Origin of the sequence: Pseudoflavonifractor sp. HCP28S3_F10 (assembly GCF_052065415.1) — a bacterium.
Lineage (GTDB): Bacteria > Bacillota > Clostridia > Oscillospirales > Oscillospiraceae > Pseudoflavonifractor_A.
Window position 1 is genome coordinate 309,774 of the sequence record NZ_JBQHUB010000001.1, and the last position, 13,136, is coordinate 322,909.

13 protein-coding genes are annotated in these 13,136 nt (G+C 52.6%); 12 read left to right on the top strand and 1 reads right to left on the bottom strand.

All coding sequences use genetic code 11. The features are described 5' to 3' along the window. The first annotated feature begins 12 nt into the window (after positions 1-12). From rpoC to ACTNBZ_RS01550, 8 genes are all read left to right on the top strand, one after another. Positions 13-3,984 carry a DNA-directed RNA polymerase subunit beta' gene (gene rpoC / locus ACTNBZ_RS01515; RefSeq protein ID WP_441207869.1) on the top strand — a complete coding sequence of 1,324 codons (3,972 nt, stop codon included), beginning with the start codon at positions 13-15 and terminating at the stop codon, positions 3,982-3,984. Positions 3,985-4,320: 336 nt separating this feature from the next. Further along, positions 4,321-5,274, top strand: a complete 954-nt coding sequence (locus ACTNBZ_RS01520; RefSeq protein ID WP_441207870.1) for a hypothetical protein — start codon at positions 4,321-4,323, stop codon at positions 5,272-5,274. Next, on the top strand, positions 5,275-5,631 hold the full coding sequence (locus ACTNBZ_RS01525) for a hypothetical protein (RefSeq protein ID WP_441207871.1): 357 nt from the start codon (positions 5,275-5,277) through the stop codon (positions 5,629-5,631). A gap of 162 nt (positions 5,632-5,793) precedes the next feature. Then, entirely contained in the window at positions 5,794-5,994 is a 201-nt protein-coding gene (locus ACTNBZ_RS01530; RefSeq protein WP_441207872.1) for a helix-turn-helix domain-containing protein, read from the top strand. Between the two features lie 148 nt (positions 5,995-6,142). Further along, a complete protein-coding gene (locus ACTNBZ_RS01535; RefSeq protein ID WP_441207873.1) occupies positions 6,143-6,430 on the top strand; it encodes a hypothetical protein in 288 nt (95 codons plus the stop codon). A 61-nt stretch (positions 6,431-6,491) separates the two neighbouring features. Continuing rightward, positions 6,492-7,028 (top strand): recombinase family protein, encoded by a 537-nt coding sequence (locus ACTNBZ_RS01540; RefSeq protein ID WP_441207874.1) that lies wholly within the window; start codon positions 6,492-6,494, stop codon positions 7,026-7,028. 249 nt (positions 7,029-7,277) lie between these two features. Further along, entirely contained in the window at positions 7,278-7,523 is a 246-nt protein-coding gene (locus tag ACTNBZ_RS01545; RefSeq protein WP_441207875.1) for a hypothetical protein, read from the top strand. Positions 7,524-7,542: 19 nt separating this feature from the next. After that, on the top strand, positions 7,543-8,775 hold the full coding sequence (locus tag ACTNBZ_RS01550; RefSeq protein ID WP_441207876.1) for a hypothetical protein: 1,233 nt from the start codon (positions 7,543-7,545) through the stop codon (positions 8,773-8,775). A 258-nt stretch (positions 8,776-9,033) separates the two neighbouring features. Here ACTNBZ_RS01550 and ACTNBZ_RS01555 read toward each other — a convergent pair whose 3' ends face one another. Then, positions 9,034-10,011 carry an IS5 family transposase gene (locus ACTNBZ_RS01555; protein ID WP_441207877.1) on the bottom strand — a complete coding sequence of 326 codons (978 nt, stop codon included), beginning with the start codon at positions 10,009-10,011 and terminating at the stop codon, positions 9,034-9,036. A 70-nt stretch (positions 10,012-10,081) separates the two neighbouring features. On the opposite strand from ACTNBZ_RS01555, the gene ACTNBZ_RS01560 reads away from it, so the two are divergent. The 4 genes from ACTNBZ_RS01560 to ACTNBZ_RS01575 all read left to right on the top strand — a co-directional run. Beyond that, entirely contained in the window at positions 10,082-10,420 is a 339-nt protein-coding gene (locus tag ACTNBZ_RS01560; protein WP_441207878.1) for a hypothetical protein, read from the top strand. Between the two features lie 607 nt (positions 10,421-11,027). Beyond that, complete coding sequence (locus ACTNBZ_RS01565; RefSeq protein ID WP_441207879.1) at positions 11,028-11,345, top strand: DUF3847 domain-containing protein; 318 nt, start codon at positions 11,028-11,030, stop codon at positions 11,343-11,345. A 2-nt stretch (positions 11,346-11,347) separates the two neighbouring features. After that, complete coding sequence (gene mobQ, locus ACTNBZ_RS01570; RefSeq protein ID WP_441207890.1) at positions 11,348-12,823, top strand: MobQ family relaxase; 1,476 nt, start codon at positions 11,348-11,350, stop codon at positions 12,821-12,823. A 26-nt stretch (positions 12,824-12,849) separates the two neighbouring features. After that, the coding region (locus tag ACTNBZ_RS01575) for a hypothetical protein (protein WP_441207880.1) at positions 12,850-13,136 on the top strand (287 nt) is incomplete at its 3' end.

Consider the following 13,136-nt stretch of genomic DNA (forward strand, 5'->3'; position numbering starts at 1 on the left):
AACGATCAAACTATGAGTTACGCTGAATTTGAAGCCATCCAGATTGGCATCGCCTCCCCGGAGAAGATCCGCGAGTGGTCCTATGGCGAGGTCACCAAGCCTGAGACCATCAACTACCGCACCCTGAAGCCGGAGAAGGACGGCCTCTACTGCGAGCGTATCTTTGGCCCCACCAAGGACTGGGAGTGCCACTGCGGCAAATATAAGAAGATCCGCTACAAGGGCAAGATCTGCGACCGCTGCGGCGTGGAGGTCACCCGGGCCAAGGTCCGCCGGGAGCGCATGGGCCACATCGAGCTGGCCGCCCCCGTGTCCCACATCTGGTATTTCAAGGGTATCCCCTCCCGGATGGGCCTGCTGCTGGACATCAGCCCCCGTATCCTGGAGAAGGTGCTCTACTTCGCCAGCTATATCGTCACCGACCCCGGCTTTACCCCCCTGGCCAAGAACCAGATCCTCTCCGACAAGGAGTACCGCGACATGCGGGAGAAGTACGAGGACGACTTCCAGGCCGGCATGGGCGCCGAGGCCGTGAAGCAGCTGCTGGCTACCGTGGGCCTCTCCCCTGAGGACAGCAGCCGCAAGATCGCCCTGATGGACCGCTGCGACGAGCTGGAGCGCAAGGAGCGCCGGGGCGCCCTGCAGGAGAGTGAGCGCACTGAGCTGGAGTCTGTCAAGGCCGAGCTGGACACCTTCCACGGGCTGGATACCCTGTCCGAGCAGCTCCACGCCGAGCTGAAGGACGCCTCCGGCCAGAAGAAGGCCCGTATCGTCAAGCGCCTTGAGGTGGTGGACGCTTTCCGCCTCTCGGGCAACAAGCCTGAGTGGATGGTCATCGACGTGCTGCCCGTGCTGCCCCCCGAGCTGCGCCCCATGGTGCAGCTGGACGGCGGCCGCTTCGCCACCTCCGACCTGAACGACCTGTACCGCCGGGTCATCAACCGCAACAACCGCCTGAAGAAGCTCCAGGAGATGGGCGCGCCCAACATCATCGTGTGCAACGAGAAGCGCATGCTCCAGGAGGCGGTGGACGCCCTTATCGACAACGGCCGCCGGGGCCGCGCCGTCACCGGCGCCAACAACCGGGCCCTCAAGTCCCTGTCCGATTTCCTGAAGGGCAAGCAGGGCCGCTTCCGCCAGAACCTGCTGGGCAAGCGCGTGGACTACTCCGGCCGCTCCGTCATTGTGGTGGGCCCCGAGCTGAAGATCTACCAGTGCGGCCTGCCTAAGGAGATGGCCATCGAGCTCTTCCGTCCCTTCGTCATGAAGAAGCTGGTGGAGGACGGCGCCGCCAACAACATCAAGTCCGCCAAGAAGATGGTGGACAAGGGCAAGGCCGAGGTGTGGGACGCCCTGGAGTTCGTCATCAAGGAGCACCCCGTCATGCTCAACCGCGCGCCCACCCTGCACCGCCTGGGCATCCAGGCCTTTGAGCCGGTGCTGGTGGAGGGCCGGGCCATCAAGCTCCATCCTCTGGTGTGTACCGCCTTCAACGCCGACTTCGACGGCGACCAGATGGCCGTCCACGTCCCCCTGTCCGCCGAGGCCCAGACCGAGGCCCGGGTGCTCATGCTCTCGGCCAACAACCTGCTGCGGCCCCAGGACGGCGGCCCCGTCACCGTGCCCACCCAGGATATGGTGCTGGGTTCCTACTACCTGACCTTCGAGCGCTACCCCGCCCACACCCCCGGCGAGACCTATGACGACTGTGCCGCCGTCAGGGCCGCTCTGGAGGCCGGCGAGGTGGCCCCCGACCAGCTGGTGTGGGTTAAGAACCCCGGCAGCCTGGACGATATCCCCACCATGGCCGATATCGCGGCCCACACCCCCGAGGGCGAGCTGCCCCGGGAGTGCCTGCCCTCCTACGGCAGCGATACCGAGGCCCGCCTGGCCTATGACGAGGGCGAGCTGGAGCTCCATGTGCCCATCATGGTCCGCCGCTACTGCGAGGTGAACGGCGAGATGCGCCACAAGCTGGTGCGCACCACCGTGGGCCGCCTGATCTTCAACGAGGGCATCCCTCAGGACCTGGGCTTCGTGGACCGCAGCGATCCCGAGACCATGTTCGAGCCCGAGATCAACTTCATCACCGGCAAGAAGCAGCTGGGCAAGATCATCGACAAGTGCATCACCAAGCACGGCTTCACCGAGTCCGCCCGGGTGCTGGACGTGATCAAGGCCAAGGGCTACAAGTTCTCTACCCGCGGCTCCCTCACCGTCTCCATCTACGACATGACCATCCCCGAGAAGAAGTACGGCATGATCGCCGATACCGAGAAGGAGGTCGTGAAGATCGAGCGGCAGTACCGCCGGGGCTTCCTGACCAACGACGAGCGCTACCGTTTGGTGGTGTCCGCCTGGGAAAAGACCACCGGCGACGTGTCCAACGCCCTGATGGAGGGTCTGGACCGGTACAACCCCATCTGGATGATGGCCGACTCCGGCGCCCGCGGCTCCTCCGCCCAGATCCGTCAGCTGGCCGGCATGCGCGGCCTGATGGCCGATACCTCCGGCCGCACCATCGAGATCCCCATCAAGTCCAACTTCCGTGAAGGCCTGTCCGTCCTGGAGTACTTCATCTCCAGCCGGGGCGCCCGTAAGGGCATGGCCGATACCGCCCTGCGTACCGCCGACTCGGGCTACCTGACCCGCCGTCTGGTGGACGTGTCCCAGGAGGTCATCATCCGGGAGCACGACTGCGGCACCGATGACGGTATTATGGTCAGCGAGATCAGCGAGAACGGCCAGGTCATCGAGACCTTCGGCGAGCGCCTGAAGGGCCGCTATCCCGTGGAGGACGTCTGCGATCCCGCCACCGGCGAGGTGCTTATCTCCAAGGACCGCATGATGGTGCCCGACGACGCCAAGATGCTGGAGGAGCACGGCATCCACGCCGTCAAGATCCGCTCCGTCCTCACCTGCCGCTCCCGCAGCGGCGTGTGCTCCAAGTGCTACGGCATCAACCTGGCCATCGGCGAGGAAGTGGGCCCCGGCGAGGCCGTGGGCATCATCGCCGCCCAGTCCATCGGCGAGCCCGGCACCCAGCTCACCATGCGTACCTTCCACACCGGCGGCGTGGCCGGCGGCGATATCACCCAGGGTCTTCCCCGTGTTGAGGAGCTCTTCGAGTCCCGCCGTCCCAAGAAGATGGCCCAGCTGGCCGAGGTGGGCGGCCGCGTGACCATTGAGGAGACCAAGCGCAATGCCCTGGCCAACGTGACCATCACCGCCGACGACGGCGAGACCGTCACCTACTCCCTGCCTTACAGCGCCGGCATTCGGGTCAAGGACGGCGACACGGTGGAGAAGGGCTTTGCCCTCACCGACGGCGCCCTCTATCCCCAGGACGTCATCCGCATCCGGGGCGTGCACGCGGTGTACGACTATCTGATCCGCGAGGTCCAGAAGCCCTACCGCCAGCAGGGCGTTGACATCAACGACAAGCATATCGAGGTCATCTGCCGCCAGATGATGCGCAAGGTCCGGGTGGAGGACGCCGGCGATTCCAACCTGCTTACCGGCTCCACCATCGAGCTCATCGAGTTCGAGGACGCCAAGGCCGCCGTTCAGGCCCGCATCGACGCCGGCGAGACCAACGACGGTCTGGAGCTGCGGCTCCCCACCGCCACCCGCCTGCTGATGGGCATTACCAAGGCCAGCCTGGCTACCGAGTCCTTCCTGTCCGCCGCCTCCTTCCAGGAGACCACCAAGGTCCTGACCGAGGCCGCCATCAAGGGCAAGGTGGACCACCTGGTGGGACTGAAGGAGAACGTCATCATCGGCAAGCTCATCCCCGCCGGTTCCGGCCTGGCCGCCTACCGGAAGTATGACAAGATCGAGGATGAATGCTGCTGCTGTGACCACGATCATAGCCATGGCCAGGATGCGGAGGGCCGGGAGGCCGATGCGGAGGACATGGGAGCGGCGGAGGACGAGATCCTCTCCATTGAGATGGAGGAGACTTCCGATCCGGCTGAGATCTGATCCGGACATCTGAAGAAAAACGGCCCGGGGCTTTACACGGGTGCTCATAAGAAAGTAATTCCAGAAATTACGATTATGGCATCTGTCAGACGGGGTTGGTAAACGAGATAACGGGTATTCGGTGAAAGCCGAGTACCCGTTATTTTTTTGCCTATGCGTGGAAGCAATAGATTTATTCACATTTTTCGTGTATAATTTACTCATATCTTTTCTACCCTTTCCATTCCGAGATTTTTTCAAAAAATCTCAAAAAATTTTGGAAACATTGGAACAATTCAGCCTTTCTCATGCCATATATAGTAGAGGGCTATTTCAAAACGATTGGAGGTGACGCTTATGGAAAAGCGGAAAAGCCCGAAAGGTTTCATTGTGGTATTGCCTGGTGAGATCATCGAGATACCGCAGGACAGCGATAAATCATGGCTGACCCTGTTTTACAGCTTGCCGAGAGAGCTTGCAGAAAAGTGGAAACCCGCATACGATCTGCCCCGCTGCCCCTATGAGGTGCTACGGACGGACAAGTATGACCACATCGTATGTGACGATATGTTCAAGCTGCTTGTGTGGGACTGCTACGCATGGAGCGCATGGCAGTTTTTCCAAGTGAAAGACCGCAAGGGCAATTATCGTGACATCCCCGGCAACTGGACGCAGTACGCAGGATATTTCCCTTTGTGGCGTTTGTCGTACAGCATTATCCCCTACATCCGAATGAAGTTTGAGCAGAACGGGCTTGGCTTCCAAAACCTTTACAGCATCCCGCAGGGCGTGGAAGTGCCGTGGCTGACCTATCAGCAGTTCAGCAATCTGATCGGCAATGTCACCGATATGGTGGTTGCAGAACAGGAATGGCAGCCTGTTATTGATGCAATCTGGGAAAACCGCACCGTAGAGGACTACGAAACTACACGCAGCACCGTCAAGACCGACTTCATGCGAAAGTGGCATCACAACCGTTCCGGCAAGCCGATCTCTCTGGACGAAATGATGGAGAGCGAGGACGGGGACATTTTCGATGTGGCAGATCCTCGCAGTGAATTTGAAAACTCTGTCATATCCGAAATGCAGATTGCTTCCTTTGCAGAAAGTACTATCACGGAGAAAGATCGGGAGATATTGAAGCTGCGAATGGAGGGTTACACCGAGCAGGAGATCGCAGACAAGGTTGGCTACAAGACCGCCAGCGCAGTCCATAAGCGGATCGCCAAGATCGCAAACGATTATGAGGAGTATGTGACCGCCGAATATGGGAAATACTTGGACAATTTTTCCGGGAAGCGAGGGCATTAAATGACAAATGATGATATTCTTGATTTGATTCGCCGTTGTAACATACGAGATGGCGAAGAACTCATTCCCGGTAATGCCTATTTGTTCAATAAGAAGTTCAGAAGAAATGCTAACGGCGGAATTACTTACGAACAGGAGGAGCTAATCGTCCTTGTCAAAAGGGGGATCAAAGTCGGCGGGATATATCGAATGGGTTCCTATGATATTCATGTGGTCATGGATGAGCGTTTTGAAGGTCAACACATTATGAGTGATTTCCTCAGAACAGGATTATCAATGATATTTGGCCAGAAAACACCAGTGTGGAGCTTTGCGGCGTATATACCCGTGAAGAATTTGATAAGAAAAAGCATTTAGCAAAACTTTGTAACATGACAGTTAGAAACGAGGAAAAAATAGAAAAGTTTCTGTCCTACTGTGATGAGCAGAGAAGAAAACACTACTCTTAAGCTATAAATTGATGAGCAGCAGTTACCGAAATGGTGACTGCTGCTTTTTCGTGCAGGAAAGGAGATTTTTATGAGCAAAGAGCCGTTTGAAACTATGCCCGATGTGATGGATGCAAAGCAGCTTGCACAGGCGTTGCAGATTTCCAAAGCGGGCGCATACAACCTTTTGAATGACCCGGATTTTCCGACTTTGCGGATTGGCGGACGCAAGCTGGTGATGAAAAATGAGCTTGTAGAATGGCTGAAAAGCCACACAAATCGAAAAGCATGAAAACACGGTCAAGAGCCGAGAAAGTGGCAAATCAGCCAATAGCGAGAACCGAAACATACTCCGCATCGTTTGGAGTGTTTCTATCAAAAAATCGCATTACTTTCCCAATTCAAGAGCCGAGAAAAATTTGCGAAAAACAGGAGGTTTTATGAGAACAGGGCTTACCAAGAAAGAAAAGACCACAGCTATCTATTTTGACGAGTACGGCAGCATGATCGAGGTGCAGACCCACAACACCGATCTGAAAAAGCGACTGACAGCATTTGCAAAAGAACATCCGCAATGTTGTCGCCAGATTGACGATAACGAACAAGGCGGTCTGACCTTTGAGATTGAGAAAGGCAGATTGAGCTTCCGTCTGACTGCGCCGTATAGCGAGGAACGGAGACAGGCGGCGAGTGAGTGGGCGAAGAAAAACGGCATTGGAACGCTGTAAAATATAAGACAATGAAGGGGTGAACGCCTATTGAAGAATTAACGAACAGGAGGATTTCAATTTGAGTGTATATGGATATATCCGTGTGAGCAGCAAGGATCAGAAAGAGGATCGACAGCAGATTGCCTTGAAAGAGGTTGGTGTTAATCTACAAAACATCTATGTAGATAAGCAGTCAGGCAAAGATTTCAACCGTCCGCAGTACAAGAAAATGTTGCGGAAATTGAAAAAAGACGATCTGCCCTATATCAAGATCATCGACCGTCTTGGACGAAACTATGAGGAAATTTTACAGCAATGGCGGATTCTCACGAAAGAAAAAGGCGTTGACATTGTGGTGTTGGATATGCCGCTGTTGGACACCCGCCGGGGAAAAGACCTAATGGGAACATTCCTTTCCGATATTGTGCTGCAAGTGCTGTCCTTTGTGGCAAAAAACGAGCGTACAAACATCAAACAGCGCCAAGCCGAGGGAATTGCTGTTGCCAAAGCACAAGGCATTAAATTCGGTAGACCGCCCCTACCCTTGCTGGACAATTTCTATGAAGTACACAAAGCATGGCGCAGTAAGAAAATAACCCTGAAACAAGCAGCGTAAGCCTGCAATATGCCGATTGGTACATTCTACGGAAAGGTAAGAAAATTTGAAAATGTGGCTTAAACAAATCATGCCCTGAATTTGTAAAGGTGTACGTTTGCAAAACACAGAAAAATTACAATTATCGTCGAAAATGTTCGACTCAACACCTTGAGAAATCATACATTTTGTGGTAAAATAATATAAATTATAATTTGATGCTCTAATTTGCAAAAGTACACATTTGAAAAATATTTGGAGGGAAAGAGAATGACTTTAAAAGAGCAATTGCTTTCTGAACTTCGTCAGCAAAACGAAATAGCTCAGGAAGAAATTAAAAAGTTAGAGGCAGATATTAGTGCTGAAGCGTTTGCCATGTCTACTGTTACTGGCGGTGCCTTAGCCGGTGCAGCAAGAAGTGCCTGTCAAAATCGTATGCAAGCAGCTTCTGCAAAAAAGGAACGAGTAAAACAACAAAACGCTTGGATAAGCGAAATGCTGACCAAATACAGATAATAGCGAGGAGGTATCTGATATGATGACGTATATTGGTATGGGTGCCTTACTTGTTGGTTGCTTTATGCTCGTCGTTGGCTGGCAATCCGGTGTAAAAGGCAAACTTATGGGACAGGGCGCAATTCTGATTGTGGCCGGTGCGTGCATTGGAATTGGAGGAAATCCTGCACGTGATATGCCTAACGGCTCGCCTGGCATGGTAGCTTTAGGTTTCTTGGGTATCGCAGCTGTAATTTTGATGTTTGTGCTTGACAACAAAAAGAATGCTGCGACGAAGAAGGAAGCTGCTCAGAAACAAGCAGAAGTTATTGGAGCTACCATGTTAGACCGCTTTTTTGTTGAATGTGTGCTTTCGGAAGCAGATGATTTTTCAAAGCCCAAGAACAAACAAAGGGCGCAGCTTTTGGCTGACAAATACAACTTGAAATACCCGAATGGAATTGAAGAATTATACAAACAGGGACTGAATGGACATAAAGTGGTCAGCCAACGGTTCGTGCTTAATCGTCTTGAGGAAAAGCGTGCAGAAGAGCGGAAAGAGTTCGAGCGCCTCAATAAATACTCTGACCTTACAGGCAAAGCCAAAAGAATTGCAATGCTTACAGATCGAGCCGCCGAATTGAGAAAAGAAGCTAAAAGCCAAGACCAATACGCAGAGATGCTCATGCGTAGTGGACAACAAAAAGAGCGAGACTGGGCAACATGGGGCGGTATTGCCGATGGTATTGCAGGGTTTGGTGCAGGTGTTTCAACGGCGGTTGATATTCAAATGCAGAATATACAGATTAGAGCAGAAAACGAGAAACGCCGTCAAGCTGCGCTCCCTGGTTATATGTTTATGACAAATTCTGCGCAAGGGAACCGCAGAAATGCGGATGAAATAATGAAAGAAATCGAGAGCTTCAAGCTGAAACTGGTATCTGATGAGCCTGCTGCCGAACTGATGAAAAAGATTTCTTTTAGCAATACAGATGTTTTGGTCTCTGAAACAGGCGCAGCCATGGTCTGTACATCTGCAACGCTTGATCCCAAATTCAAAATTTTCGATGATGTTCCTGCTGTTGTTGACGGAACTATTATTGCAAAAATTTATGATGGTGATCAATTGTGCGGAACAGCCCAATTGGTTCTTCCGATGTATGGCTTAGGTCAGGATATTCCTTTGAATGGCATTTGCATTGACTGCTGTAAACCCGGAAAGAACTATACTGCTAAATTTACTGCTAAAAATCTGTGGGCCATGGAGAAATAATCATGAAGGCAAATAACAAAATAATAAATATTGCAGCAGGAATTATCTTCCTTTGGCGAGCTTTCAATGGAGTCTGGAGCATTATTTCTCAGGCCGTGGGAGGCTATTTGTTTTACATCAATCCCATTTATTTGGTGATGAACCTTTACGGAATTATAGGGCAACACCGCACAAATAGCGTATAGGGAGAGCCATAGTAAGCTCGTCTGTATGGCAGCCAGTATTATCCCCTCAGTTCGCCTGGCAGGGCGCACCAACTCAGACTGCCAGGCAGGGCCTGTCAGCTAAGATCAGGTTCGCCAAAGCGAACAGCATATTCAATTTAGCGGTCTGCTTCCGCAGGCCCCGGTACCGTGTCTTTCGGTATCGGAACCGACCCTTGACGACCGCAAATACGTGTTCCACTTTAGCGCGAATAGATGACTTTTCGTGCTCTCTGCGCTTGAGTTGGCCCTGTGCCCTGGTTGGTTTCTTCCTGATTTGAGAAGGGCGGCGGTTAATCCTGTAGCGGATGCGCCTTCCCTGGCGATTCCTTCGGATGCTATCCTCCCGTTTGTCCGCACCAAGATACCCGCTGTCTCCATAGACACTTTCTTCGTCACCGGTCAGCAGCTTGGAGGTCATAACGACATCATGGGTATTGGCCCCAGTCACCTCAACGGTGTGGACCAGACCGGTATCCTTGTCCACTCCAACGTGCGCCTTGTAGCCGAAGTGCCATGTGTTTCCCTTCTTCACCTGATGCGCGTCCGGGTCCCGCTGCTTTCCCTGATTTTTTGTGGAGGATGGCGCTGCAATGATCGTGGAGTCCACAATGGTCCCTTTTTTGAGGATAAGTCCTCTTTGCTGCAAAAGCTCCACTACCTGGCGGAACAGCTTCTCCTGCAGCCCATTGCGTATCAGCAGATTCCGAAAACGCCCCAGTGTATCTCCGTCCGGCACCTGGTTGCTGGAGTCCACTCCGCAGAACTCCGAAAAGGCTCGGCTGTCTATGACCTCAGCCACTGTTGCTTCGTCCGCCAGATCATACAGGTTTTGCAGCAGATAGATCCTCAGCATCCGCTCCAGATCGTAGGGCTTATTGCCGCGTTCCCCCTTGTAGTAGTACGGCCTGATGAGTGTGAGCCACTCTCCCCACGGGACGATGCGTTCTATCTGCGATAGAAATTCTTTTTTCTTTGTCCGTACCTGCGCCAATTCATCCCTCAGGCCAGACAGACTTACTTGCTTATCCATGCCTATATTTTACCACGCTTGCCTTTATTCCGCATCTTTTCTGTGCGGTATTGCCATAGTTCTGACTATCATGGGCGTTTTTGCCTTACGACAGAAAAAACGTGGCAAGGTGCTGAATGGTCTTGGCATTGTTTACATTGGTTATGTAACCGTAAATATTATTACCTCCATGCAATATGGTTTTAGCGCAAGCGCATTAACAAATCTAAATCTGGCAATTTTAATTGCTGCATTTGTTTATTCTCAGAAATCAAGTGGTGGTAGCGTTTTTGATACTAAGGATACAAATAGCGAGGCGGCAAAAATACAGGCACAGGCAGAAAAACAAACCTCAATCTATGATGAGCAGTTGCGAGATGGCATCCTTACACAAGAAGAGTACGATCAGATTATGAAAAGCAGAAAGTGATTGGAAGTAGATGAAAAATCGGTATGCAAAAAGATACCATCACTGCTTTTCGCGATGTTCTTCGACGCATATATGCAAAAGAAAACAAGGAAAAATATCATTTGATTTGTACCAAGACCAGTAATCAAGATGAAGAAAGAATCTAGGAACTCTGTAAGGCATTTTGGCACCCAGAGTATTTATGTCGTACATCTGACATTGAAAAGTACGAGCCAAATCCAAGTTTAGATGATGCTACAGCAAAAAGATATCTCAAAGAATTGACTCAATTGCTTGATAAGCTCGGTTGGTATAAAGAAAGCTAAAAATCCCTTTGGAACAAAGGGCGCACTTCTATACAGGGGAAAGCCATGTATGTGCGCTCTGCGAGGCAGACAGCCCGGGCACTTGAAAGTCCGGGCTGTTTTGCGTCACTCCGTTCCGTACAAGGGGCTGCACCCCTTGCGCCGCTTTGCGGCTATCCCTGCGGACTTTGCGATTGGCGCAATTTGCTGACGCAAACAGCACCACTCACAAAGTTTTGAATATGTACCCATGACCGTTTACCGATTTTCGGTAGGCGGTCTTTTTCTATCCTATCCATCCCATCAAAAGGAGGTCATGCACTATGGCAAAACAGAAAACCATCCCCGAACTGGAAGCAGAGAAAGCGGAAAATGAACGCAAACTCTCGCAGCTCCAACACAAAAAGCAGCAGCTTGAAAACCGTATCACCTACTACGAAAAAGGAGATCGGCGCAAGCGGGCGCACCACCTTATCACCCGTGGCGCAGCCATTGAAAGCGTCGCACCGCTGACAAAAGTTTTGACCGAAACCGAGTTTTACACCTTTGCGGAAAAAGCGCTTGTCATCCCGGAGGTCAAGGGCTTGCTTATGGAAGCAGTCAACGAACACAACCGGGCTAAACAGAAAGGGAGGTGTTGAGTATCGCACTATATCATTTCCATGTGACACAAATCAAACGCAGCGCAGGACAATCCGCTATTGCATCTGCCGCCTATCGCTCCGGCGAAAAGCTGCACAGCGAATACTACGGCGAGGACAGCGACTACACCAAAAAGGGCGGCGTGATCTGTTCGGAAATTCTGCTGCCGCCTAATGCCCCACACTCTTTCTCTGACCGGGAAACGCTCTGGAACGAGGTGGAGAAAGCGGAACGGGGAAAGAAAGCGCAGCTTGCGTACAGCTTCGACATTGCTTTGCAGAACGAGTTTTCCGTGCAGGAGAACATCGAGCTTGCAAGGCAATTTTTATTGGAGCAGTTTGTGAGCCGGGGCATGGTGGTGGACTTCGCCGTTCACTCTCCCGACAAGGAGGACGGCGGCATTTCCAATCCCCACTTCCATGTCATGTGTCCTATCCGTCCTCTGGATGAACACGGCAGATGGGGCAACAAGCAGCGGCGGGAATATCTGTTGGACGAGCATGGTGAGCGCATCCGGGACGAAGCAGGAAACTATGTGTTTAACGCTGTGCCGACCACCGACTGGGGCAGTCCCGACACCTTGGAGCATTGGCGGCAAGCGTGGGCTGACCTTTGCAATCAGAAGTTTGCGGAAAAGGAATTGGAATGCCGGATCGACCACCGCAGCTATGAGCGACAGGGCATCGACCAACTCCCCACCGTCCATGAGGGCGTGACTGTCCGGACAATGGAATCAAAGGGCATCCGCACCAACAAGGGCGATCTCAACCGCTGGATCAAGGCGACCAACGATCTGATCCGCAATCTGAAAAAGAAAATCTCTGCGCTGCTTGACTGGCTGAAAGAAGCCCATGAGGAATTGAGCAATCCGCAATCTCCCAATCTGGCGCAGCTTCTCAGCGAGTATTACACCAACCGCAACGCAGGAGCTTGGAGCCAGAAAGCGAAGATCGGCAATCTCAAGGAGTTCAATGAGATCGTCAATTATCTCATGCAGAACAAGCTGACAACGCCCGAAGAATTGCAGGAGCGTGTGTCTGTGCTGAGTGACCGCATCGACACTTTGAAAAACTCCATGCGTGGCAAATCTGACCGCATGAAAGAGTTGGACGAGCTTCTCCGCATGGTGCAGTTTTACACCGATGGCAAGCCCGTTGCCGACAAGTTAGCGACTATCAAATGGAAAGGCAAGCGGGAGCAGCTCATGTCTGAAAATGAAAACGCACTCCGCCTGTATCACATGGCAGAGCGCAAATTGAAGCCGCATTTCAAGGAGGGCAAACTGCCCATCTCCGCATGGCGCAGGGATCGTGACCGTCTGGAACAGGAATACAAGACCGGGCAAGCGGAGCTTTCTCCCATCCATGCGGAGGTGAAAAAGCTCTGGCAGATCAAATACAAGGTGGAGCAGGTCATCCATGAGCAGGAACGACAGAACACCGTTACACGGCAGAAAAAGCAGGAAATCGAACACTAATCTTTACACATTTTTAGGAGGCACTTATGAGCAAAAAGAAACCATTTGAGCATGAAATCGCCCCGGAGCTTTTGGCAGAGATCGAGGAATGGGAGCAGCAGGAGCATGACGAGCCGGAGGGATATTTCTTCTCCAATCCCGACCCGTATCTGAAGCACGCACCGCTGCCGCCCGACCATCCAAAACACACTTTCTGGTTTGATGTAAATTTCGTAGCCACAAGTCCATCTGCACGGGGAAAGAAGTCCACCTTCACGGGAAATGAGGCCCACTCTCGCGGGCATGAGGTCCACCGAGAGCAGAGGGGCTTTTG